This window comes from Asanoa ferruginea, assembly GCF_003387075.1.
In the GTDB taxonomy this organism is placed as follows: domain Bacteria; phylum Actinomycetota; class Actinomycetes; order Mycobacteriales; family Micromonosporaceae; genus Asanoa; species Asanoa ferruginea.
The window spans coordinates 4,896,600-4,919,378 of sequence record NZ_QUMQ01000001.1; the positions used below are offsets into that span (position 1 = coordinate 4,896,600).

At 71.0% G+C, this 22,779-nt stretch carries 27 protein-coding genes; 18 read left to right on the plus strand and 9 right to left on the minus strand.

What is annotated here, in order from left to right:
* Position 1 precedes the first annotated feature (1 nt).
* Positions 2–286, minus strand: a complete 285-nt coding sequence (locus tag DFJ67_RS23050; RefSeq protein ID WP_116069902.1) for a GNAT family N-acetyltransferase — start codon at positions 284–286, stop codon at positions 2–4.
* Positions 287–303: 17 nt separating this feature from the next.
* Here DFJ67_RS23050 and DFJ67_RS23055 point away from each other — a divergent pair, with 17 nt between their 5' ends.
* From DFJ67_RS23055 to DFJ67_RS23095, 9 genes are all read left to right on the plus strand, one after another.
* Positions 304–1,218 carry a phosphotransferase enzyme family protein gene (locus DFJ67_RS23055; RefSeq protein WP_170215936.1) on the plus strand — a complete coding sequence of 305 codons (915 nt, stop codon included), beginning with the start codon at positions 304–306 and terminating at the stop codon, positions 1,216–1,218.
* A 34-nt stretch (positions 1,219–1,252) separates the two neighbouring features.
* A complete protein-coding gene (locus tag DFJ67_RS23060; protein ID WP_116069904.1) occupies positions 1,253–1,579 on the plus strand; it encodes a hypothetical protein in 327 nt (108 codons plus the stop codon).
* A gap of 38 nt (positions 1,580–1,617) precedes the next feature.
* On the plus strand, positions 1,618–2,433 hold the full coding sequence (locus tag DFJ67_RS23065) for a DUF1206 domain-containing protein (protein WP_116069905.1): 816 nt from the start codon (positions 1,618–1,620) through the stop codon (positions 2,431–2,433).
* 63 nt (positions 2,434–2,496) lie between these two features.
* A complete protein-coding gene (locus tag DFJ67_RS23070) occupies positions 2,497–2,970 on the plus strand; it encodes a phage holin family protein (protein ID WP_116069906.1) in 474 nt (157 codons plus the stop codon).
* Positions 2,967–3,317 carry a DUF3618 domain-containing protein gene (locus DFJ67_RS23075; protein WP_116069907.1) on the plus strand — a complete coding sequence of 117 codons (351 nt, stop codon included), beginning with the start codon at positions 2,967–2,969 and terminating at the stop codon, positions 3,315–3,317. Before DFJ67_RS23070 ends, DFJ67_RS23075 begins: the two co-directional genes overlap by 4 nt.
* Before the next feature lie 37 nt (positions 3,318–3,354).
* Complete coding sequence (locus DFJ67_RS23080) at positions 3,355–3,627, plus strand: DUF4235 domain-containing protein (RefSeq protein ID WP_116069908.1); 273 nt, start codon at positions 3,355–3,357, stop codon at positions 3,625–3,627.
* A gap of 36 nt (positions 3,628–3,663) precedes the next feature.
* Positions 3,664–4,365: an LppX_LprAFG lipoprotein gene (locus tag DFJ67_RS23085; RefSeq protein WP_116069909.1), complete on the plus strand. Its 702-nt coding sequence runs from the start codon at positions 3,664–3,666 to the stop codon at positions 4,363–4,365.
* Entirely contained in the window at positions 4,343–5,905 is a 1,563-nt protein-coding gene (locus DFJ67_RS23090; protein ID WP_116069910.1) for an MFS transporter, read from the plus strand. Before DFJ67_RS23085 ends, DFJ67_RS23090 begins: the two co-directional genes overlap by 23 nt.
* A gap of 167 nt (positions 5,906–6,072) precedes the next feature.
* Positions 6,073–6,276, plus strand: a complete 204-nt coding sequence (locus DFJ67_RS23095) for a cold-shock protein (RefSeq protein ID WP_007075740.1) — start codon at positions 6,073–6,075, stop codon at positions 6,274–6,276.
* 130 nt (positions 6,277–6,406) lie between these two features.
* Here the strand turns inward: DFJ67_RS23095 and DFJ67_RS23100 are convergent, their stop codons facing one another.
* Together DFJ67_RS23100 and DFJ67_RS23105 are read right to left on the minus strand one after the other, a co-directional pair.
* Positions 6,407–6,610 (minus strand): hypothetical protein, encoded by a 204-nt coding sequence (locus DFJ67_RS23100; protein ID WP_116069911.1) that lies wholly within the window; start codon positions 6,608–6,610, stop codon positions 6,407–6,409.
* Positions 6,611–6,614: 4 nt separating this feature from the next.
* A complete protein-coding gene (locus tag DFJ67_RS23105; RefSeq protein WP_116069912.1) occupies positions 6,615–7,595 on the minus strand; it encodes an aldo/keto reductase in 981 nt (326 codons plus the stop codon).
* A gap of 94 nt (positions 7,596–7,689) precedes the next feature.
* On the opposite strand from DFJ67_RS23105, the gene DFJ67_RS23110 reads away from it, so the two are divergent.
* Positions 7,690–8,475 carry a trans-aconitate 2-methyltransferase gene (locus DFJ67_RS23110; RefSeq protein ID WP_116069913.1) on the plus strand — a complete coding sequence of 262 codons (786 nt, stop codon included), beginning with the start codon at positions 7,690–7,692 and terminating at the stop codon, positions 8,473–8,475.
* Between the two features lie 10 nt (positions 8,476–8,485).
* Complete coding sequence (locus tag DFJ67_RS23115; protein ID WP_116069914.1) at positions 8,486–9,493, plus strand: adenosine deaminase; 1,008 nt, start codon at positions 8,486–8,488, stop codon at positions 9,491–9,493.
* Here DFJ67_RS23115 and soxR read toward each other — a convergent pair.
* Positions 9,490–9,948: a redox-sensitive transcriptional activator SoxR gene (soxR, locus tag DFJ67_RS23120; RefSeq protein WP_116069915.1), complete on the minus strand. Its 459-nt coding sequence runs from the start codon at positions 9,946–9,948 to the stop codon at positions 9,490–9,492. The two genes, DFJ67_RS23115 and soxR, sit on opposite strands and share 4 nt — an antisense overlap.
* Before the next feature lie 51 nt (positions 9,949–9,999).
* On the opposite strand from soxR, the gene DFJ67_RS23125 reads away from it, so the two are divergent.
* The gene (locus DFJ67_RS23125; protein WP_116069916.1) at positions 10,000–11,199 is read left to right on the plus strand and encodes an NAD(P)H-binding protein; all 1,200 of its coding nucleotides are present in this window, start codon (positions 10,000–10,002) and stop codon (positions 11,197–11,199) included.
* Here DFJ67_RS23125 and DFJ67_RS23130 read toward each other — a convergent pair.
* The 4 genes from DFJ67_RS23130 to thrS form a co-directional block, all read right to left on the minus strand.
* Positions 11,196–12,269 (minus strand): CapA family protein, encoded by a 1,074-nt coding sequence (locus DFJ67_RS23130; protein ID WP_116069917.1) that lies wholly within the window; start codon positions 12,267–12,269, stop codon positions 11,196–11,198. The two genes, DFJ67_RS23125 and DFJ67_RS23130, sit on opposite strands and share 4 nt — an antisense overlap.
* Positions 12,270–12,299: 30 nt before the next feature.
* Positions 12,300–12,815 (minus strand): HIT family protein, encoded by a 516-nt coding sequence (locus tag DFJ67_RS23135; protein ID WP_116069918.1) that lies wholly within the window; start codon positions 12,813–12,815, stop codon positions 12,300–12,302.
* Between the two features lie 18 nt (positions 12,816–12,833).
* Positions 12,834–13,190 carry a DoxX family protein gene (locus tag DFJ67_RS23140; RefSeq protein WP_116069919.1) on the minus strand — a complete coding sequence of 119 codons (357 nt, stop codon included), beginning with the start codon at positions 13,188–13,190 and terminating at the stop codon, positions 12,834–12,836.
* A 64-nt stretch (positions 13,191–13,254) separates the two neighbouring features.
* Positions 13,255–15,261 (minus strand): threonine--tRNA ligase, encoded by a 2,007-nt coding sequence (gene thrS / locus DFJ67_RS23145; RefSeq protein ID WP_116069920.1) that lies wholly within the window; start codon positions 15,259–15,261, stop codon positions 13,255–13,257.
* Between the two features lie 95 nt (positions 15,262–15,356).
* Here thrS and DFJ67_RS23150 point away from each other — a divergent pair, with 95 nt between their 5' ends.
* The gene (locus DFJ67_RS23150) at positions 15,357–16,514 is read left to right on the plus strand and encodes a class I SAM-dependent methyltransferase (RefSeq protein WP_239097382.1); all 1,158 of its coding nucleotides are present in this window, start codon (positions 15,357–15,359) and stop codon (positions 16,512–16,514) included.
* Here DFJ67_RS23150 and DFJ67_RS23155 read toward each other — a convergent pair.
* Positions 16,511–17,071, minus strand: coding sequence for a TetR/AcrR family transcriptional regulator (locus DFJ67_RS23155; RefSeq protein WP_116076573.1), 561 nt, complete (start codon positions 17,069–17,071; stop codon positions 16,511–16,513). The two genes, DFJ67_RS23150 and DFJ67_RS23155, sit on opposite strands and share 4 nt — an antisense overlap.
* Positions 17,072–17,222: 151 nt before the next feature.
* On the opposite strand from DFJ67_RS23155, the gene DFJ67_RS23160 reads away from it, so the two are divergent.
* From DFJ67_RS23160 to DFJ67_RS23180, 5 genes are all read left to right on the plus strand, one after another.
* Positions 17,223–18,707: an MFS transporter gene (locus DFJ67_RS23160; protein ID WP_239097383.1), complete on the plus strand. Its 1,485-nt coding sequence runs from the start codon at positions 17,223–17,225 to the stop codon at positions 18,705–18,707.
* A gap of 82 nt (positions 18,708–18,789) precedes the next feature.
* Entirely contained in the window at positions 18,790–19,185 is a 396-nt protein-coding gene (locus DFJ67_RS23165; RefSeq protein WP_116069922.1) for a YybH family protein, read from the plus strand.
* Positions 19,186–19,276: 91 nt separating this feature from the next.
* The gene (locus DFJ67_RS23170; RefSeq protein ID WP_116069923.1) at positions 19,277–19,966 is read left to right on the plus strand and encodes a response regulator transcription factor; all 690 of its coding nucleotides are present in this window, start codon (positions 19,277–19,279) and stop codon (positions 19,964–19,966) included.
* A 29-nt stretch (positions 19,967–19,995) separates the two neighbouring features.
* Complete coding sequence (locus DFJ67_RS23175) at positions 19,996–21,369, plus strand: HAMP domain-containing sensor histidine kinase (RefSeq protein ID WP_116069924.1); 1,374 nt, start codon at positions 19,996–19,998, stop codon at positions 21,367–21,369.
* Between the two features lie 364 nt (positions 21,370–21,733).
* Positions 21,734–22,339, plus strand: a complete 606-nt coding sequence (locus DFJ67_RS23180) for a hypothetical protein (protein WP_116069925.1) — start codon at positions 21,734–21,736, stop codon at positions 22,337–22,339.
* Positions 22,340–22,779: the final 440 nt, after the last annotated feature.

A 22,779-nucleotide genomic window follows, 5' to 3' on the forward strand; every position in this document is an offset into this window, starting at 1 on the left:
GTCAGCTGGTCGCCAGCAGGTCCTGATATTCCGGGTGCTTGTCGATGAATCCCGCGATGAACGGGCACTGCGCGTAGACCCGCAGGCCACGGTCGCGCGACTCGTCGAGGACCGCGCGGGCCAGGCGGCTGCCCAGGCCCTTGCCCTCGAAATTGGGGTCGATCTCGGTGTGCGTGAACACGATGCCGCCCTCGCGCAGGCGGTAGGCGGAGAAGCCGGCCAGCGCACCGTCGACGGTGAGCTCGAAACGGTGTTTGTCGGGGTTGTCGTTCACCACGGATTCCACCCCTACAGTTCTACCCCGTGGGCCGCCCGTTGCGATCACTGCTCGCCGCCGACGACATCGCGGCGTTGGTCACCGGCGCCTACGGGCTGCCGGCCGCCGGCGCAGTGCTGCTCCGGTCGCTGAACAACGACGTCTACCGGGTCGACACCGGGCGCGGCCCGCTGGTGCTCAAGCTCTACCGGCACGGCCGACCGCTGGCCGCGGTGGTCTGGGAGGTGGCGCTCGCGGCACACCTCGGCGACCGCGTCCCGCAGGCGGTGCCGCTGCGCGACGGGCGTCCGGCCGGCACGCTCGACGCGGCCGAGGGTGCGCGGGCCTACGCGCTCTGGGAGTGGGCACCCGGCACGCCGCCGCCGGCACCGGCCACCGACCGGCTGGCCGGCCAGTTCGGGCGCGCCGTCGCGGCGTTCCACGCGGTCGCCGACGTCGGTGCCCCGCCGGCTCCCCGCGGCACCGACCTCGGTGAACTGCTCGGCCCGACGCTGGACCGGGTGCGCGCGGCCGTCGGGCCGGCCGACCGCGAGTTGCTGGCGCGACTCGGTGCCGTCCTTCCGGAGCGGGTCGGCGGTCCCGGCCTCGACCGGGGGATCTGCCACGGCGACGTGTCGCTCGACAACGTGCACGTCGACGGCGACCGGCTGGTGCTCTACGACCTCGACCTGGCCGGCGCGGGCTGGCGGGCGGCCGACCTGAGCGGCGTCGCGAGCACGCCCACGTGGCCCGCCTTCCTCGCGGGCTATCGCGAGGTGCGGCCGTTCGGCGGCGCCGACCTCGCCGCGCTGCCGTGGTTCAAGGTGCTCGGGCTGATCGCCAACCTGCACTACCACCTGGTCGAGAAACCGATGTTCCGCGGGATCGACTCCATCCGCGAGGGTTGGGCCGACCGCGAGTTGGCGGCATTGCGTGCCGGTGCGGCGGAATTGCTCGAATAGTCCGGGGTGGACGGCGTTCCGTACCCTTGGCCGGGTGAATACGCGACGAACGACCGTGAGCCTTCTCGCGGCGCTCGCCCTCGGCGGCGCCCTTCTCGCCGGTTGCAGCTCCGAAGGAGCCTCCACCAACTGCGGCCTCGACCAGTGCACCGTCACCTTCGACCGGGGTGTCCAGGGAAACGCCAGCATCCTCGGCGTCGACGCCAAGTTCGTGCAGGCCGACGCCAACACCGTCACGCTCGAGGTGGCCGGTGAGCAGATCTCGTTGACCACCGGCGGCCAGGCGGTCGACGTGGGGGGCCTTCAGGTCTCGCTCTCGTCGATCACCGACGACCAGGTGTCGGTGCAGATCTCCCGGTAGGGGTTTGGAAAAGTGGCGTGCCGGTCACATTGACCGGCATGTCAGCAGCCAGCCGTGCCGAGTCCACCGCCTCGAGGGCCGCCAACAGTTCGGCCCTCGAGGCGCTCACCCGAGCCGGCTTCATCGGCTACGGGATCGTCCATCTGCTGTTCGCCTGGTTGGCGTTGCAGATCGCGTTCGACAAGCCGGCCGCCGAGGGTGACCAGTCGGGCGCGCTGATGACGATCGCGCAGCAGCCGCTGGGCAAGTTCCTGGTGGTCGCGATCGCCGTCGGCCTGCTGGCCATGGCGATCTGGCAGCTCTCCGAGGCGCTCATCGGGCACCGGTCCGAGCAGGGCAAGTCCCGGGTCTTCGAGCGCATCGCGTCGGCGTTCCGCACCGTGGTCTACGCCTATTTCGCCTGGACCGCCTGGAAGGTCTTCAAGGGCGTGCCGCAGTCGGCCGCCGACACCCAGCAGAAGAAGACGCAGGACCTGCTGACCAGTGGTGGTGGGCGGGCCGTGGTGATCATCGCTGGCCTGGCGCTCGCTGGTCTTGGCATCGGGCTGGTCATCTACGGGCTGAAGAAGGCGTTCGCCAAGCACCTGAAGCCGATGCCGCCGCACACCCGGAAGGTCGCGATGCGGCTCGGTGCGGCGGGCTACAGCGCCAAGGGCATCGCGTACGGCATCGCCGGGGTGCTCTTCGTGGTCGCCGGTGCCACTTACGACCCGGCCAAGGCGCGCGGGTTGGACGCCGCATTGGAGACGCTTCGCGGCCAGGCGTACGGCGCTGTCCTGCTAACCCTGGTAGCTCTCGGTATCGCCGCTTTTGCGCTGTTCTGCTTCCTGCAGTCGAAGTACCGCAAGGTCTGACACACTGATCATGGCGGTATGTCCGTTCCAGGAGGTATCCGCCAGCGTGAGAGGAGGCCCCGAATGGTTGACGCCCGCAACGCCGCCGCACCACCGCGTGCCGATGCCGACCCGACGACGGCGGAGCTGGTGCAGCGCGCGACCGAGCAGGTTTCCCGGTTGGTCCGCGACGAGCTCGCGCTGGCCAAGGCCGAGCTGACGCACAAGGCCAAGCATGCCGGCATCGGCATCGGGCTCTTCGGCGGCGCTGGCGGCCTGGCCTTCTTCGGCATCTCGGTGCTGATCGCGACCGCCGTCATCGCCATCGACATCGCGCTGCCGCTGTGGCTGTCGGCGCTGATCGTCGGCGCCTTCCTGATGATCCTCGCCGGCCTGTTCGCCCTGGTCGGCCGCTTCGAGGTCAAGCGCGCGACGCCGCCGGTCCCCTCCGACGTCACCGAAGGCCTCAAGGCCGACATGCAGACCGTCAAGGACGGCTTCCGCAACAATGGGCACAAGAATGGCCACGGGGCCAGCTCAGGGGGTGCGGGGCGATGACGGCATCAGGCAATGGCCACGGCAGCAACGGCAACCCGCCGTCCGACCCGGCGGTGCTCCGGGCGGAGATCCGGCGCACCCGGGCCGAGCTGGGGGAGACGGTCCAGCTGCTGGCGGCCAAGGCCGACGTGAAGGCGCGGATGAAGAGCTCGGCCACCCAGGCGCGGGACCGGTTCAAGGCGAAGGCCACCACGACCGCGTCCCGGATGCGGGAAAGCGGCAACGGCGGCCGGCCCGGCGGCCCGGCCACGCTGCGCGCCAACCCGGTGCCGGTGGCCACGATGATCGGCGTCGCGGCCAGTGCCGTCGCGATCATCCTGCTGGTGATGCGTAGGCGCCGCCGCTGAGCCAGCGGCGGGCCAGGGGTTCAACGGGGGGAACCGAATGGCCAGGCGAATCAGCAAGTCCAACTACAAGCCGATCGGGATCGTGCTCGGGCTCGCGGCCGGCACGCTGTCCGGAATGGTGTTCCAGCGGGTCTGGGCGATGACCCGGCACAACGTGGCACCGCACCCGATCGACGAAGACCGCGGCTGGGGCGAGGTCCTGCTCGCGGCCGCCATGCAGGGCGCCATCGTGGCGGTCATCCGCGCCTCGATCGACCGCGCCGGCGCGACGGGCGTCCGAAAGTTCACCGGCCACTGGCCGCACGACTAACCGGGTCACTGGCGCCGGGGTGAGTAGCATCCCGGTATGCGCCGTCCCCATACATTCATCATCGCCGTCCTGTTGGCGGCGCTGACCTCGGTCAGTGCCTGCGGCAGCGGCGACGACACCGACGCGCCCGCGGTTGACCCCAACCTGCCCGCGGCGTCGACCCTGTTGCCGGCCGCGGCCGCGCAGATGCGCCAGGTCACCTCGGCCGCTTTCGACATCACGACCGAGGGGGACACCGGCGCGCTGCCGATCAAGTCGGCCAACGGCGCGATCGACAGCAACGGCACCGCGCAGGGCAAGGCATCGCTCGAGCAGGTCGGCCTGCCCATCGAGCTCGACTTCGTGGCCAAGGACGACTACCTCTACGTCCGGGGGATCACCGCCGGCTGGCAGAAGGTGCCGCTGGCCCAGGCGGCGGCCGTCTACGACCCGACCGCGATCCTCGACCCGGCCAAGGGCATCGGCGCCGTGCTCGCGTCGGCCAAGGGCACCACGAAGCGCAAGGAGAATCTCGACGGCACCGACTGCTACGTCGTCGACGCGACCTTCAACGGCGCCGCGATGTCGGGCCTGGTCCCCGGCGTCACCGGCGACGTGACCGGCACGGCCTGGATCGGTGTCGACACCCCGCTGGTGCACCAGCTCCGCTTCGCGGTGCCGGGCGACGCCAAGGGCACCGTCACGATCAAGTTCACCGACTTCGACAAGCCGGTCAATGTCGACGTCCCCAAGGTCTAGCCGCCTGGCGCTCACCGCCGGCGGGGTGGCGGTGCTGCTGGCCGCGCTCGACGCGTACGTGGTCGTCACGATCCTCGTGGAGATCATGAAGGACCTGGCCGTGCCGGTGAACCGGCTCGAGCGGATCACCCCGGTGGTGACCTGCTATCTGCTCGGCTACGTGGCCGGCATGCCGCTGCTCGGCCGGCTCTCCGACCGCTACGGCCGCCGGCTGGTGATCCAGGTCTGCCTGGCCGGCTTCGCGGCCGGCTCGCTGGTCGCCGCGCTCGCGCCCGGCCTGACCACGCTGGCCGCCGGCCGGGCGGTGCAGGGGCTGGCCGGCGGCGCGCTGCTGCCGGTCACCATGGCCCTGGCCGCCGACCTGGTCGCCCGGCAGCGCCCGCTGGCCCTCGGTCTGGTCGGCGCCGCGCAGGAGCTGGGCAGCGTGCTGGGCCCGCTCTACGGCGCCGGCATCGCGGCGCTGGCCGGCTGGCGTGGGGTCTTCTGGATCAACCTGCCGCTGGCTGCCGTCGTCGCCCTGGTGGTGCACCTCGGCCTGCCCAGCCGGGCCGACGAGCGCCGCGAGCGCCAACCCGTCGACGTGGTCGGCGGCCTGCTCCTCGCGCTCGCCCTCGGGCTGCTGGTGGTCGCCCTCTACAACCCCGACCCGGCCCGTGCGGTGCTGCCGAGCTGGGGCCTTCCGGTGCTCGGCGCCGCGGTCGCCGTCGCGCTCGCCTTCGTCGCGTGGGAGGCCAAGGCCCGCACCCGGCTGCTCGACCCCACCGGCGCCCGGCTGCGGCCGTTCGGCGCCGCGCTGTTGGCCAATGTGTTCGCCGGTGCCGCGCTGATGGTCACGCTGGTCGACGTGCAGCTGCTCGCGCAGACCGTGCTCGGGCGCGACGGCCTCGACGGCGCGCTGGTGCTCACCCGCTTCCTGATCGCGCTGCCGGTCGGCGCCGTGCTCGGCGGGCTGCTGACCCGGCGGCTCGGCGAGCGTCCGGTGACCGTCGCCGGTCTCGCCATCGCCGCCGGCGCCTACCTGCTGATCGCGAACTGGCCGGCCGACCTCGCGGCGGCCCGGTTCGGCCCGTTGCCGCGAATGGACACCGACCTCGCGCTTGCCGGACTGGGCCTGGGATTAGTCATCGCGCCTCTTTCGTCAGCGGTGTTGCGAGCCGTGCCCAGTGCGCAACATGGAATCGCCTCCGCCGCCGCGGTGGTCGCCCGCACGGTCGGCATGCTGATCGGTGTGGCGGCGTTGACCGGGTGGGGGCTGCACCGTTTCCAGGAGCTCACCCGCGACCTCGTGCTGCCGCTCGGGTTCGGTGTGGACGCTGCGACGGCGCAGTCGCAGCTCGCCGCCTACCGTGCCGCGGTCAGCGCGGCGCTGCGCCAGGAGTACCGCGAGATCTTCCTGGCCACGGCCGTGTTGTGCGCGCTGGGAGCGCTCGTGGCGCTCGCTTTGGAGCGGCGACACGTCGATGCGCAAGACCCCGCCGTGGCCATTCCGGTATCGAACTCTGACGCCGCAGATCACATGTCGGAGAAATTCGTCGGGTAGGCTATGCGGAGTTTTTCGGTACGTGGTTTGCTGGTCCCCGCTGTTGTGAGACAGAGGGGTTGAGAGAGACCTCCTTCGCTCGATGGAGGCCGACTCAGGCGCCGCTGCTCGAAAACGGCCAACCGGCCGCACGGCGTTCGGCCGCCAGTTTCGACAAGGAGATACACATGGCGCAGGGAACCGTGAAGTGGTTCAACGCAGACAAGGGCTTCGGCTTCATCACCGTTGACGGCGGGGGTGCTGACGTGTTCGTCCACTTCTCGGCCATCCAGACCAGCGGCTACCGCACGCTGGAGGAGAACCAGCGGGTGGAGTTCGAGATCGCTCAGGGCCAGAAGGGCCCGCAGGCTGAGCAGGTCCGCCCCATCTGACGTTCGTTTCACGATTGAATTTTCAATAACCAAAAACGTTGTGGCCGGCGCGTCCGGCCAATGAGTGACCCGGTCGCACGGGTCGGTGTAGAGCCCCGCATCCTGCCCTGTATGCGGGGCTCGACGCTGTCTATGTGCGCTTGCCCCGGTTGCGGGCCCGCAGTCCGAGCGTCAACAGCACCAGGCCGATGACGACCACGATCGGGCCGATGATCGTCCAGGCGTCGTCGCCCGACATCACGCTGCCCCGCAGGGTGCCCAGCCCCTGCAAGGTCCACACCAAACCGACAACGACGGCCAGCAGGCCGAGCGTCAGCCGGAACCAGCCCTTCACGCGGTCACCACCGGTCGTGGACCGCCGGCCGGATGAGCTCGTCGTAGGTCTCCCGCACGCCGGCCAGGGCGGCCGGCGGCAGCGCCGGCAACTCGGCGGCGGCCAGGTTGCCGCGGGCCTGCTCGGGGCCGCGGGCACCGGGGATCACCACGGTGACGCCGGGCTGGTCGATCACCCAGCGGAGCGCGAACTGCGCCATGGTCTGGCCCGCCGGCACGAAGGCCCGCAGCCGCTCGACCGCCCGGAGCCCGGTCTCGAAGTCGACGCCGGAGAACGTCTCGCCGACGTCGAAGGCCTCGCCGTGCCGGTTGTAGTTGCGGTGATCGTCGGCGCCGAACGTGGTGTGCGCGTCGTAGCGGCCGGAGAGCAGCCCGCTGGCCAGCGGCACCCGGGCGATGATGCCGACGCCGGCCGCCTGGGCCGCGGGCAGCACCTGGTCGAGCGGCTTGAGCCGGAACGCGTTGAGGATGATCTGGACACTGGCCACGTGCGGCCGGGCGATCGCGATCAGCGCCTGCTCGACGGTCTCCACGCTGACCCCGTAGGCCGCGATGGCGCCGTTGTCGACCAGCCCGTCGAGCGCGTCGAAGATCTGGTCGTCCTGGAACACGGCGGTCGGCGGGCAGTGCAACTGCACCAGGTCGAGCCGGTCGACGCCCAGGTTGGCCCGGGAGCGGTCGGTCCAGGCCTTGAAGTTGGCGGCGGTGTAGTTGGCGTGCTCCTGCGGCACCCGCCGGCCCATCTTGGTGGCGACCATGATCGGCTCGGGTCGCCGGCGCAGGAACTGGCCGATCACCTGCTCGCTGCGGCCGTCGCCGTAGACGTCGGCGGTGTCGATGAAGGTGGCGCCGGCGTCGACGGCCGCGTCCAGGGTCGCGAGCGCGTCGTCGGTGCTCACCTCGCCCCAGTCGGCTCCGAGCTGCCAGGCACCCAGGCCCACGACTGACGCGTCACGGCCGATGCGGCCAAACTGGCGGTACTCCACGGAGGCACCCTATCTGGAACGTTTAAAGGGCCTTGCCGGCGGTACCGGCTCGGCCCTAGTCTTAACAAGACGTACGTACGGTTTGGAGGGCAACATGTGGGACCCCGCTGTCTATGGCCGCTTCGGTGACGAGCGGTCCCGGCCGTTCTTCGAACTCGTCGCCCGGATCCCCGCCGAACGCCCCCGTCAGGTCGTCGACCTGGGCTGCGGCCCCGGCACGCTGACCGCCACCCTGGCACACCGCTGGCCCGACGCCCTGGTCCGCGGCATCGACTCGTCGGCCGAGATGATCGAGTCGGCCCGCGCGCTCGGCGCACCGGTCGACTTCGCCCTCGGCGACCTGCGCGACTTCGTGCCGTCGCCGGGCGTCGACGTGATCGTCTCCAACGCAGCGCTGCAATGGGTGCCCGGCCACGAGGCCCTGCTGGCCCGCTGGGTGGGCGCCCTGACCGCCGGGGCCTGGCTCGCCTTCCAGGTGCCCGGCAACTTCTCCTCGCCGGCGCACGACGCCGTCTACGAGCTCGCCGCGGCACCGCGCTGGAAGGAGACCCTGGCCGGGGTCGCCCGGCGGATGGCGGTGCCCGCGGCCGACGAATACGCGACCGCGCTGACCGCCGCTGGCTGCGCCGTCGACGCCTGGGAAACTAGCTACGTGCACCTGCTCCCCGGCAACACCGCCGACCACCCCGTCCTCGCCTGGCTCGAGGGCACGGCGCTGCGGCCGATCCGGGCCGCGTTCGGCACCGACGACGCCGGCTGGGCCGGCTACCGGGCCGAGCTGGGCGAGCGACTGGCGGACGCCTACCCGATCCGCCACGACCGCGCTTTCTTCCCCTTCCGCCGGATCTTTGTTGTCGCGCAGACCGGCGCGCTCACATAGGAGTGTTCAGTTGATCGACTTCATCGCCGGCCTGCCCAAGGTGGAGCTGCACGTGCACCACGTGGGCTCGGCCTCACCCCGGATCGTGGCCGAGCTGGCCGCCCGGCACGCCGGCAGCACCCCGGTCCCGACCGACATCGAGGCGCTGGCGTCCTACTTCGAGTTCCGCGACTTCGGGCACTTCATCGAGATCTACCTGTCGGTGGTCGACCTGATCCGCGACCCGGAAGACGTCCGGATCCTGACCTACGAGGTGGCCCGCGAACTGGCCCGCCAGCAGGTCCGCTACGCCGAGCTGACCGTCACGCCCTACTCGTCGGTGCGCCGCGGCATGCCGGCGCCGGAGTTCTGCGCGGCCATCGAAGACGCCCGGCTGGCCGCCGAGAAGGAACTCGGCATCGTGCTGCGCTGGTGCTTCGACATCCCGGGCGAGGCCGGCCTGGCCGCGGCGGAGGAGACCCTGCGGATCGCCCTCGACGAGCGCCCCGACGGCCTGGTCTCGTTCGGCCTGGGCGGGCCCGAGGTGGGCGTGCCGCGCCCCCAGTTCAAGCCCTACTTCGAGAAGGCCCGCGCGGCCGGCCTGCGCCTGGTGCCGCACGCCGGCGAGACGACGGGCCCGCAGACCATCTGGGACGCGATCCGCGAGCTCGGCGCCGAACGCATCGGCCACGGCATCTCCGCGGCGCAGGACCCTTCGCTGATGGCCTACCTGGCCGCCGAGGGCATCCCGCTGGAGGTCTGCCCGACCTCCAACGTGCGCACCCGGGCCGTGCCGTCGCTGGCCGAGCACCCGCTGCCGGTGCTGGTCGCCGCCGGCGTGCCGGTCACGATCAACTCCGACGACCCGCCGATGTTCGGCACCGACCTCAACCAGGAGTACGCGGTCGCCGCCGACCTGCTCGACCTCGACGAGGCCGGCGTGGCCCGGCTGGCAATCGCCGCGGTCGACGCCTCGTTCCTGCCGGCGGGGGAGAAGACCCGGATCACCAACGAGATCAACGCGTACGCCGCGGCCTAGTTGGTTCGTGGGCCCCGGGCGTCGAGCAGGTGGGCGCCCGGGCCGCGGTCGCCGAGCGTGTCGTCGGGGTTGACCAGGGCGCATTCCTCGAACGACAGGCAGCCGCAGCCGATGCAGCTGGTGAAGCGGTCGCGCATCCGCTGTAGCTGGGTGATGCGGTCGTCGAGCGCCTCCTGCCAGCACTCCGACGCCCGCACCCAGAACTCTTTCGTCGGTGGCTGCCCCTCGGGCAGGAAGCCGAGCACCTCGCCCACCTGGGCCAGCGGGATGCCGACGCGCTGCGAGGCCCGGATGAACGCGATCCGGCGCAGCGTCGTGCGGTCGTAGCGGCGCTGGTTGCCGGTCGTGCGCCGGCTGGAGATCAGGCCCTGGCGCTCGTAGAAGCGCAGCGCCGACTGGGGAACGCCGCTGCGCGTGGACAGGTCGCCGATCGTGAGCTCCTGAGCTGGTGGCACCCGGCCAGCCTAGCTTGACCTGAACATTTGTTGAGGTTTCAGGGTGGACGCATGACCAACACCATCCTCGTCACCGGCGGCACCGGAAACATCGGTCGCCACCTCGTCGAACTTCTCCGCGCCGCGGGCGCCGACCACCGGGTCCTGGCCCGGCGTGGGGCCGCTTTGCTGCCACCGGGCACCGACGTCGTTCCCGGCGACCTCACCGACCCTGCCAGCCTGGGGCCCGCGCTGGCCGGCGTCGACCGGGTCTTCCTGCTCTGGCCGTTCCTGCGCGCCGACGGGATCGAGGGTGTCGTCAAGGCGCTGGTCGACGCCGGGGTCCGCAGCGTCGTGCACGTCTCCGCGCTGCACGTCACCGACGACGACCGGCGCGCGGCCGGTGTCTGGGGCGAGGTGGAGCAGGCGATCGTCGACGCCGGTCTCGGCCACACCTTCCTACGGGCCAGCGGGTTCGCCACCAACACGCTCGCCTGGGCGGCCGCCATCCGCGGCGGCGCTACGGTGCGCATCCCCTATCCGCTGGCGCGCCGGTCGCTGATCCACGAGGCCGACATCGCCGAGGTGGCCGCGGCGGCCCTGACCGGCGACCACGACGGCCGCTCCTATGTGCTCACCGGCCCGGCGGCGATCAGCCAGGCCGACCAGCTCGCCGCGATCGGCGCGGCGGTCGGCCGGTCGGTGCCGTTCGCCGAGCAGCCGCCCGAGGAGGCCCGCGCGCAGATGCTGACGTGGGGCGAACCGGCGTTCGTCGACCACGCCCTCGGCTACTGGGCGTCGCTGGTCGACCAGCCCGAACCGGTCACCGACACGGTCGAGGAAATCCTCGGGCGGCCGGCGCGCGGCTTCCGGCGGTGGGCCGACGATCACGTCGACGACTTCCGGCCGCTGCCGGGGCGCGAGGTCGCCGACCGCTACGTGCAGGCGTTCCGGGACGGGCGGATGGACCGTGCCCTGCGCCTCACCGCGCCCGACCTGGTGCGGGTGGCACCGCTGGAGGATGCCGCCGAGCGCACCGGGCTCGACGAGATCATGGCGCACAGCGAGCAGCTCACCGCCGACCTCCAGATCCACGGGGTCACCGCCGACGGGCCGTTCGTCGAGCCGGGCGGCCGGCGTTTCGGGGTGCGGTTCGCGTTCGACGAGACCCACCGGCCCACCGGGCGCCGGCGGACCACCACGAAGTTCTCGCTCTACTCCGTGCACGACGGCGCGATCGTCCGCGAGGAGGTCTACTACCTCGACCGCTAGGGTGCGGGCGCGGCGGCCAACCCGGTGCAGCCCTTGGCGGCCTTGAGCTTGCTCTCGATGCGCTTCTTCGCGGTGCCGGAGACCAGCACCGGCTGCCCGGTGCCGGAGACGGTGGCCGGCAGGAACTGGTTCTTGACCACCTGCCGGTCGCGCACGGTCAGCTTCAGCACGCCGGAGTCGGTGCTGTGCGAGTCGCCGTACCAGAGGAAGTTGCCCAGCCCGAAATGCACGTAGGTGTCGCCTTCCCAGCCGTCGGTGAGCAGGGTGTGCGCGTGGGTGCCGAGCACGATGTCGGCGCCGTCGCGCGCCATCCGCTTCGCGAACGTCTTCATCTGGGCGCTCGGGCACGAACTGCCCTCGATGCCCCAGTGCATGAACACGATGACCAGGTCGGCCTTGGCGCGGGCGGCCTTCACCGCGGCCGAGGCGCGGGCCGGGTCGAACGCCATCGCGATGCCGGGGCGGGTGTCGGTCGGCTTCCACTGCGCCGACAACTCGGCGACCTGTGACATCCCGAGCACCGCGATCTTCACGCCCTTGACCTCGGTGAGCCACGGCGCGTAGGCGTCGTCGGCGGTGCGGCCGGCGCCGAAGACCGGATAGTCGGCCGCGTCGGCGGCGGCCAGCGTGTCCAGCAGGCCCACCTGGCCGTAGTCGAGCGCGTGGTTGTTGGCCACCGAGGCCGCGTCGACGCCGGCCGCCCGCAACGCGGCGAACGCGGTCTTCGGCGCCCGGAAGTGGAAGCGCTTCGGCTCGGGCGTGCCCCGGCCGGTCACCGCGGTCTCCAGGTTGACGATCGTGAGGTCGGCGTCGCCGAGCGTCTTGGCGATCGACCCGAACGCGGTGTCCGGTTTGTCCAGCAGCCCCAGCGTGCGGCCGGTGAAGTGCACGTCGCCCGCGAACGCCAGGGTCAGGGTCGCCGGCTCAGCCGGCGGTGCCGCGGTGGGCACCGACGAGGGCGCCGCGGCCGGCGCGCTGGACCGCCACCTCGGCTCCGGTTCCTCAGCGCCGCACCCGGCGGCCAACACACCCGCCGTGACCAGCACAACCGCCGCCCTCGTTCGCCTCATGGCGAGAGAGTACGAGAGGAAGGCTCGCCTTCAGGACCCCGCCCACGCCGCCGACAGCAGGTCGCGGGTGTCGGTGAGCAACTGCGGCAGCACCTTGGTCTGCCCGACGATCGGCATGAAGTTGCCGTCGCCACCGAACCGGGGGACCACGTGCTGGTGCAGGTGCTCGGCGATCCCGGCCCCGGCGACGTGGCCCTGGTTGAGCCCGATGTTGAAGCCGTGCGCGCCGCTGACCCGGCGGACCGTGCGCATCGCCTCCTGGGTGAACGCCGCCACCTCGACGACCTCCTCGTCGGTGAGGTCGGTGTAGTCGGCGACGTGCCGGTAGGGGCAGATGAGCAGGTGACCCGGGTTGTAGGGGTAGAGGTTGAGCACGGCGTAGACCACCTCGCCGCGGGCGACCACCAGGCTCTCGTCGGCGGGCAGGTGCGGCGCCTGGTCGAACGGGCAGCCTTCACGCGCGGCGCCGCCCTTGATGTAGGCCATCCGGTGCGGCGTCCAGAGCCGGTCGAGCCCGTCGGGCTCGCCCGGATTACCCAAGGTCATCAACTGATCCTAGACAGCTCACCAGACGCCGTGGTAGCTCAGGCTCACCACCAACTCGGCGACCACGGTCACGAAGAACACGGCCCACCCGACCAGGTTGCGGGAGCCGACCCGCAGGTGGGCGATGAGCGCGCCGACGAAGTAGAGCACGAGGCCGGCGCTGGCCAGGGTGCACACCAACGGCACCGCGAACCCGACCAGCAGGCCCACGGAGCCCGCCGCCAGCACCGTGCCCAGCCTCGGCATCCACGAGTGCGGCAGCCGCTTCATGTCCAACTGGGCCTTGGGATAGTCGTGGCCGGTCAGGTAGGTGAAGGCGGCGATGGCGGTGAATGCCGAGGCCAGGATGGTGAGCGTGACGTAAGCGGCGAACACAGATGTTCCTTCCGGAGAGCGTCGTTTCGCTTCAACCGACGACGTAGCTCCCCGGAATGTGAGGTCAGGCCGCCGAGGGTGAGACGTTGGTGCGCGACCGGACCACCTCGACCACATGCGCGACGGCCTCGGCCAGCGGCACGCCGTTGCGCTGCGAGCCGTCGCGGTAGCGGAACGAGACGGTCGAACCGGACACGTCGTCGTCGCCCGCGATCGCCATGAACGGGATCTTCTGCTGCTGCGCGGTGCGGATCTTCTTCTGCATCCGGTCGTCGGAGCCGTCGACCTCGGCCCGGATCCCCTCGGCCTTGAGCGCGTCGACGAACGACTGCAGGTAGGCGCCGTGGTCGTCGCGGATCGGGATGCCGATCACCTGCACCGGCGCCAGCCAGGCCGGGAACGCGCCCGCGTAGTGCTCGGTCAGGATGCCGAAGAAGCGCTCGATCGAGCCGAACAGCGCACGGTGGATCATGACCGGTTGCTGCCGGGTGCCGTCGGCCGCCTGGTATTCCAGGCCGAACCGCTTGGGCTGGTTGAAGTCGACCTGGATGGTCGACATCTGCCAGGTGCGGCCGATCGCGTCGCGGGCCTGCACCGAGATCTTCGGGCCGTAGAACGCCGCGCCGCCCGGGTCGGGCACCAGTTCCAGGCCGGACTCGCGGGCCGCGGACTCGAGCTCGGCGGTCGCCTCCGCCCAGTCGGCGTCGTCACCGATGAACTTGGGCGAGTCGTCCTTGGTCGACAGCTCGAGATAGAAGTCTTCGAGGCCGTAGTCGCGCAGCAGGTCGAGCACGAACTTGAGCAGGAACCGCAGCTCGCCCGGCATCTGCTCCTTGGTGGTGTAGATGTGCGCGTCGTCCATCGTGAGCCCGCGCACCCGGGTCAGGCCGTGCACGACGCCCGACTTCTCGTAGCGGTAGACCGAGCCGAACTCGAACATCCGCAGCGGCAGCTCCCGGTAGGACCGACCGCGGGCCTTGTAGATCAGGTTGTGCATCGGGCAGTTCATCGGCTTGAGGAAGTATTCCGCGCCTTCGAGCTGCATCGGCGGGAACATCGTGTCCTTGTAGTAGGGCAGGTGGCCCGAGGTCTCGAAGAGCTGCCCCTTGGTGATGTGCGGGGTGTTGACGAACTCGTAGCCGGAGATCTCGTGCTGCTGCCGCGAGTAGTTCTCCATCTCGCGGCGGATGATCCCACCCTTGGGGTGGAACACCACGAGCCCCGAGCCGATCTCGTCCGGGAACGAGAAGAGGTCCAGGTCGGCGCCGAGCTTGCGGTGGTCGCGCTTGGCGGCCTCTTCGAGCAGCTTCAGGTATGCCTTGAGCGCGTCGCGGGTCGGCCACGCCGTCCCGTACACCCGCTGCAGTTGGGGGTTCTTCTCGGAACCGCGCCAGTAGGCGGCGGCCGAGCGCATCAGCCTGAACGCGCCGATCAGCCGGGTGCTCGGCAGGTGTGGGCCACGGCACAGGTCGGACCAGCAGGTCTTGCCGCTCTCCGCGTCGACGTTGTCGTAGATCGTCAGCTCGCCGCCGCCGACCTCGACGGTCTCCTCGGAGTCGAGCTCGCCGGTGCCCTTGATATCGACGAGCTGGAGCTTGTAGGGCTCGTCGGCGAGCTCGGTGCGGGCCTCTTCGACCGAGGCGAACCGGCGCCGGCGGAAGCGCTGCCCCGACTTGATGATCTCCTGCATGCGCTTCTCGAGCTTGCTGAGGTCGTCGGGCTGAAACGGCTTGGCCACGTCGAAGTCGTAGTAGAAGCCGTTTTCGATCGGCGGGCCGATGCCCAGCTTGGCCTCGGGAAACACATCCTGCACAGCCTGCGCGAGCACGTGTGCGGCGGAGTGCCGGAGCACGTTGAGGCCGTCGGGCTCGTCGATGGCCACCGGGGTCACCGTGGCGTCGGACTCGGGCGCCCAGTCGAGGTCACGCAGCCGGCCCTCGGCGTCGCGCACGACCACGATCGCCTTCGGGCCGCTCATCGGCAGCCCGGCCGCCGACACCGTGTCGGCCGCCGTCGTCCCCGCGGCGACGACGACGGGGTCGGCCATTGCGGGGGTACGGGATGCGGACACGCTGATCTCCTCGGTCGGTAGGACGTTTGGGTAAATGCTAGTCATCACGCCTGGCGACGCTGCGCCCAGCCGGACCCGGGAGTTACATTCAGCTCGTGAGCCCGTCGGACATGATCGCCGCGCTGCAGCGCCGCTACCAGACGTTTTTCGCGACCCAGCCTGCCGTGCCGTTCGCGGTCGCCCCCGCGGGGGCGCAGGCACACGTGTTCGGCACCGGAGACCCGGTGTTCACGATCACCGTCAAGGACCAGCGGGGCGCCAAGGCGCTCGCCGGCCTCGACCAGTTCGGCGTTGCCGTCGCCTACCTCCACGGCTGGCTCGACGTCGACGGCGACCTCGCCGCCGCCCTACGCATGCGCCGCTTCTTCAACGACTTCCACCCGATCGCCTTCCTGTCCCGGTTCACCCCGGCCGCCCTGGTCCAGGGCCGCAAGGAAAACGACCGGCGGGCGATCTCGCAGCACTACGACGAAGACAGCGAGTTCTTCCTGAGCTTCCTCGACACCCGGCACCGCTGCTACACCGAGGGCGTGTTCGCCAGTGACGACGAGCCGCTGGAAGACGCGATGACCCGCAAGATGGATCTCGCGCTCGAAGCGATCGAGGTCAAGCCCGGCGACCGGGTGCTGGAGGTGGGCGGCGGCTGGGGCGCGTTCTCCGAGCACGCGGCCCGACGCGGCATCGAGGTGACCACCACGACCCTGGCGGTCGAGTCGGAGCGCTACCTCAAGGACCTGTTCGCCCGCGAGAAGCTCCCGGTCAACGTGGTCCGCCAGCACATCTTCGGCTACCACAGCGACCAGAAGTTCGACGCGATCGTCAACATGGGCGTCACCGAGCACCTGCCCGACTACAAGACCACCCTGGCGAAATACGCCGAGCTGCTCCGGCCGGGCGGCCGGGTCTACCTCGACGCGCTGGCGATGCGCCGCAAGCACGGCATCTCGACGTTCATGAAGCGCTACATCTACCCCGGCAACTCGGCGCCGCTGCTGCTGCACCAATACCTGCGGCACGTGTCCCGGTCGCCGTTCGAGCTGATCAGCGTCGCCGACGACCGGCACAACTACTACCTGACCTGCCGCGAGTGGGCCAAGCGGCTCGACGAGCGGCGCGACGAGATCGTGGCCCGGTGGGGCGAGCCGCTCTACCGCCGGTTCCGGCTGTTCCTCTGGGGCTCGGCCGCGGGCTTCGACACGGGCCTCGTGCAGGCCTATCGCTGGGTGCTCCAGATGCCCGGGACGCCCGCCTAGCGGGGTGGGCGCAGGCCGTCGAGCACGAACCCGAGGAGGCGATCGGCCGACTCGGGGGCGTGCTCGGTGGCCATCACCACGCCGTGCACCAGGCGCAGCACGTCGTCGGGCTCGACCTCCTTGCGGATGGCGCCGGACTCCTGTGCGCGCCGCAGCAGGTCGCCGATCGCGACCCGCATCATCGTCTTGCAGTCGATCATGGTGGCCGAGTCGGTGCCGAGCATCTGTTTGACCGCGATGCCCAGCCCGCGCCTTGTCTTGATGTAGTCGAACTGCATCCGCAGCCACTCGGCCAGCGCCTCGCTGGGGTCTTCGCGACTGGCGAGGGCCTCGCCGCGGGTGCACAGCGCGCCGATCTCGTCGCGATAGACCGCCTCGAGCAGCGACTCGCGGTCCGGAAAGTGCCGGTATAGGGTGCCTGGGCCGACCCCGGCGCGCCGGGCGATGTCGTCGAGCGTCGCCTTCTCGCCGTTGGCGCTGAACGCGTCGCGGGCCGCCACCATGACCCGTTCGCGGTTGCGCCGCGCGTCGGCGCGCAGCGGCCGTTCGGTCGTCACCAGCACCCACCTCCCGGGTCACTGTGGGGCAACACACTATTAACGGAGACTGTCTCCGGATAGTGTTGCGAAATCGGAGACGTCCTCCATATGCTAGCTCAGTAAGAACCGGAGAGCATCTCCGCTTAGACCACTCCGCTCGGGGGAAATCTTGTCCACCCAAACTGCCGCACCGGCCGTCGTGCGCTCCAGCGCCGAGGCCCGCGCACCGGGCCGGCTCGCCCTGCTCATCATCGTGAGCGCCCAACTCATGCTGATCGTCGACGGCACGGTCATGAACGTCGCGCTCCCGCACATCCAGGAGGGCCTGGGCTTCTCCACCGCCGGCCTGTCCTGGGTGATCAACGCGTACACGCTGACCTTCGGTGGCCTGTTGCTGCTCGGCGGCCGAGCCGGCGACATCCTCGGCCGGCGCCGGATGTTCGTCTTCGGCATCGCGCTGTTCACGATCGCGTCGCTGGTCGGCGGCCTGGCCACCTCGGCGACCTGGCTGCTCGCGGCCCGCGTCGCGCAGGGCGTCGGCGCTGCCATGGCCGGCCCCAACACCATCGCGTTGATCTCCACCACGTTCACCGAACCCCGCCAGCGGATCCGGGCGCTCGCCCTGCTCTCGGCGATGGCCAGCGCCGGCTTCGCGATCGGGCTGATCGTCGGCGGGGTGCTCACCGACGCCCTGTCCTGGCGCTGGGTGTTGTTCATCAACGTCCCGTTCGGCCTGGCCGCCGTGTTCCTCGCGCCCCGGCACGTCCGCGAGCCGGAGCGGCACCCCGGCCGGCTCGAATGGCCCGGCGCGCTGACCGCCACGCTCGGCATCGGCGCCCTGGTCTACGGGTTCATCCACGCCTCCACGCACGGCTGGACCGCCGGCGAGACGCTCGGTTCGCTGGGCGTCGGCGTGGTGCTGCTGATCTCGTTCCTGGTCATCCAGGCTCGCTCCGCCCAGCCGCTGGTGCCGCTGTCGCTGTTCAAGGACCGCAACCGGGCGGTGGGTTATGTCGGGTTCCTCCTGGGCCCGGCGGCGATGATGTCTGCGTTCTACTTCCTGACCCAGTTCATCCAGATCGTGCTCGGGTTCGGCCCGCTCCAGACGGGCCTCGCGTTCCTGCCGATGGCGGGTTCGATGTTCGCGATGACCCGGGTCGTGCCACGGCTGCTCCCCAAGATCGGCCCGCGGCCGCTCGCCCTGGTCGGCGCGCCGCTGATGGTCGCCGGTCTGGCCTGGCTGACCCAACTTTCCACCACCAGCGGGTACGCGGGTGCGCTGCTCGGCCCGATGATCCTGCTCGGCCTCGGCGGCGGCCTGATCTTCGTGCCGCTGACCCCGGTGATCATGGGTTCGGTGCAGCCGAAGGAGGCCGGTGCGGCCAGCGGCGTGCTCCAGACCATGCAGCAGATCGGCGCGACGCTCGGGCTCGCGGTGCTGATCGCGGTGTTCGGCGCCGCGGTGGGCCGGGAGAACACGGCGGGCACGGCCGACCCGGTGAGCTTCGTACACGGCATGAACGTCGCGAACGTGGTCTCCGTGATCATCGCGCTCGGCCTGGTCGTGGTGGCGCTGAGCTTCCGCTCGGTGCGCCGCCCGGCGCCGGCACCTTCGCCTTCCGCGGAGCCGGACGTGATCATCGAACCGGCGTAGTAAAGCGTTTCTCGGGGGAAAGACGGCGGGTCATGGGCGGTTTCGCTCATGACCCGTCGCCGTTTGGGTAAAGGTCCCCGGCATGGATGAGTCGCTCGCGCGGGCCACGGTAGAGGACTGGATCGAAGCCTATGAGCAGGTCTGGCGTACGCCGGGCACCGCTGCTCTTGCTTCGATCTTCGTTGAGGATGCGCGTTACTCGCAGGGCCCCTACGAGGAGCCGGTGGTCGGGCTGGCCGCGATCGGTCGGATGTGGGAGGCGGCCCGGGAGGGTGCGGCGGAGCCGTTCACGATGACGAGTTCGATCGTCGCGGTCGACGGTGACACCGCCGTCGTGCGGGTCGAGGTGCACTACGCGGAGCCGACTCCGCACGAATACCGCGACCTCTGGGTCATGCGGTTCGCCCCTGATGGGCGATGTCGGGAATACGAGGAATGGCCGTTCGCCCCGAGCGACCGGATCACTATGTCCTCATAAGACGGTGTAAGTCGGGCTTTTCGGGCGCAGCGCCGCGAATGACGGACAGTGTGGCCGCTCGCTGACTTGCCAAGGGCAGTAGGTTCTTCACGTGGCCACCGTCCTTCTGGTCGAAGACGACCACGTCGTGCGTGGCGCGATGCTGCGGTCCCTCGCTGACCGCGGCCACGCCGTCCACGCCGTCGGCACCGCCCTCGACGCCCTGCGCCGGGTCGCGGCCGAGACGCCTGACCTGGTCGTGCTCGACCTCGGCCTGCCCGACCTCGACGGCGCCGACGCGCTGCGGATGCTCCGCGGCATCACCGACGTGCCCATCATCATCGCCACCGCGCGCGACGACGAGCAGGGCATCGTCCGGCTGCTGCGGGCCGGCGCCGACGACTACATGGTCAAGCCGTTCACCGGCGCACACCTCGACGCCCGCATCACCACGGTGCTGCGCCGGGTCGGTCGCGCCAGCCGCACCGTCGCACCGGCCGTGCACGAGGTCGGTGGCCTGCGCGTCGACGTCGGCGAGCGCAGCGCGGCCCTCGACGGGGCGGCGCTCGCGCTGACCCGCAAAGAGTTCGACCTGTTGGCCTACCTCGCGGCACGCCCGGGCCGGGTAGTCTCCCGCCGGGAGTTGTTGGAGGAGGTATGGCGGCAACCGTCAGTCGGCGAGGACCAGACGATCGACGTTCATCTTTATTGGCTGCGCCGCAAGCTGGGCGAGTCCGCGGCGAAACCCCGCTACCTGCGCACCGTGCGGGGGGTCGGCTTCCGGCTGGTGGCCCCCGACTGAGGCCGGCGCTGGCCGCGCTGGCGGCTGGCATGACGACGATCGTCGCCCTCGTTTTCCTGATCCCGCTCGGCATCGCCGTGCAACGCGACAACCGTGACGACGCGCTGGCCGGAGCCGCGCGGCGCAGCGGCATCGTGGCCGGCGCCCTGGCAGTCACCACCGACACCTCCCGCCTCAATACGGCGATCGACGCCGCCGGCGGCGACATCCACGTGCACGGCATCGAGACGGGCACGAAGTCACGCGCCGCGGGCGTCGACATCGAGCGGGCCTCGGCCGGCACGGAGCCGATCGTGGTCGAGATCGACGGCGGCGCCCTGCGACTCGAGCCGGTCAAGGTCGGCGACCGCATCGCCGTGATCGAGGTGTTCGTCTCCGACGCGGCCTTGCGGGGCGGCTCGGGACGCACCTGGTTGATCCTCTTCGGCATCGCCCTGGCCCTGGTCATCGTGACGGTGATCGTCGTCGACCGGATCGCCGGCCGGGCGGTGACGGCGGCCCGCACCCTGGCCAAGGCGGCCGTAGGACTGGGAGACGGCGACCTCAACTCCCGGGTCCGGCCGAGCGGCCCGCGCGAGCTGGCCGAGGCGGGGCTGGCCTTCAACCGGATGGCCGAGCGGCTCAGCGTCACCCGCACCGACGAGTTCGAGCTGGTGGCCGACCTGTCGCACCGGTTGCGTACCCCTTTGACGGTCCTGCGGTTGGACGCCGACGCGTTGGATTCCGACGACACCAGCATCGGCTCGTTCAGCGAGGCGGAGCTCGACCGGCGGCGCACGATCCGCCGCATCCGCCAGGCGATCGTCACCCTCGAGGGCGAGATCGACGTGCTGATCAAGACCACCCGCAAGACAATTTCGCAGGACGCCGGCCCCGGCAGCTGCGACGCGAGCGAGGTGGTCCGCGAGCGGATGGTCTTCTGGTCGCAACTCGCCGACGACCAGAACCGCCCGCACCGCGTGGTGGGCGCGCACACCCGGATCCAGGTGCCGGTGCCCCGGGCGGAGCTGGCGGCCGCGTTGGACGCGGTGATCGGCAACGTGTTCCGCTACACGCCGCAGAGCACGGCATTCGAGGTGGCGATCTCCCGCCGCGACGGCTATGTCGCGGTGCGGGTCGACGACGCCGGCCCCGGCATCGCCAACCCGGAGCGGGCGTTGCGCCGGGGAGCAAGCGACCGCGGTTCGACCGGCCTGGGCTTGGACATCGCGAAGCGGGTCACCCTGACGGCGCACGGCTCGGTCAGCATCGACCGGGCCCAGCTCGGCGGCGCCAGCGTGGTCATGCTGCTGCGCGACCCCGACGCGCCGGAGAAGCAGGTGAGCCGGTTCGGCCTGGTTGGCCGGCTGGCACGCGAGCCGGTCGCCCGCCGCCGCCAGAAGCGCCGCTCCGACGACGACTGAGCCGCCCCCGCCGGCGGCGACCCGGTTGGCCCGCGGCTTCGCGCCGCCCCATTCGCCTGGCCGGTCTGCGGCTTTTGCTGCCGGCCGGTCGACGCCGCCTCTGCGGCGGCGACCCGGTTGGCCCGCGGCTTCGCGCCGCCCCATTCGCCTGGCCGGTCTGCGGCTTTTGCTGCCGGCCGGCCGACGCCGCCTCTGCGGCGGCGACCCAGTTGGCCCGCGGCTTTCGCGCCGCCCGATTCGCCGGTCCTGGCCGGTCTGCGGCTTTTGCTGGCGGCCGCCCAACGCCGCCTCTGCGCCGACAGGGGTGAGATGAGCGGCTGCGCCGGCTCTTCCGCAACGATCGACGGCCGGCGATACTGGCGCGGTGAAGCCGACGCTCCGCCGCCCCGCCGGCCTACTGCTCGCCGCTGCCGTCGCCCTCGTGAGCGCGCTGCTCTGGTCGTCACCGGCCGCCGCGCACGGCGGTGCGAAAATCGCCGTCAACAGCGACGGCCGAGGCTCGGTCTGGGTCAGCGTCACCTCCGACGACGGCCACCCCTACGACGGGTTCATCGACGCGAGCCTGAGCGCCCGCGAGACCGACGGCACCGCGATCGCGCCGGCGAAGCTGGTGCAGTCGTCGGCGCCGGGAACGCTGGTCTACATGAGCACGCTGCCGGCCGGCTCGTGGAACGTGACTGTCGAGTTTGGACCACCGATCGCGCGGACGTGCGCGGCTTCGTTCCAGGTCGGCGCCAGCAACAACACCCAGACCAGCAACTGCGACGCGCCCACGCCGTTGGCCGCCTCGGGCTCGGCCGCGGCAACCAAATCCAGCAGCGGCACCGCTTGGCTGTTGATCGGTGTCGCCGCGGTGGGCGGCGTCGTCGTCGCCGTGCTGGCATTGATGTTGCGCCGCCGCCGCGACACGGAGCGCGCCGCCGCGCCACGCGGCCCCGCGCGCAAGGCGAAGGCCGGCTCCCGCCGGTAGAGCCGACCGGTTGCGGCGCGATGCGCGGTGAGCGGCAAGACCAGGGCCAACGCGCCGCGATAAGAGCGCCTGGTTGTGTGCGCCACGTGGCACCGAGTGCAAGACCAAGGCCGGCGCCTGTCGGTGGAGCCGACTGGTTGCGGCCCGATGCCCGGTCACGCGGCAAGAGCAAGGCCAGCGCGCCGCGGTCGAGCGCCCGGGTTGTGCTGCGACGCGCGGTGGAGAGCGCAAGACCTCCGAGGTAGCGCCGGGCGGATGATGCGGCGGTGCGAGCCCAGAAGCGCGCCGGCTAAGGCGGCCGGGCTGTGCCGCGGCGCGCGGTCGCGAGCGCAAGACGCGCGGAGGCAGAGCCCCCCAGGATGTGGCGCGGTGAGCGGTTGTGAGCGCGAGGCCGGCGCGGCGGTGGCGCCGGTTTCGGTTGGGCGTGGCGCGCGGTTGTG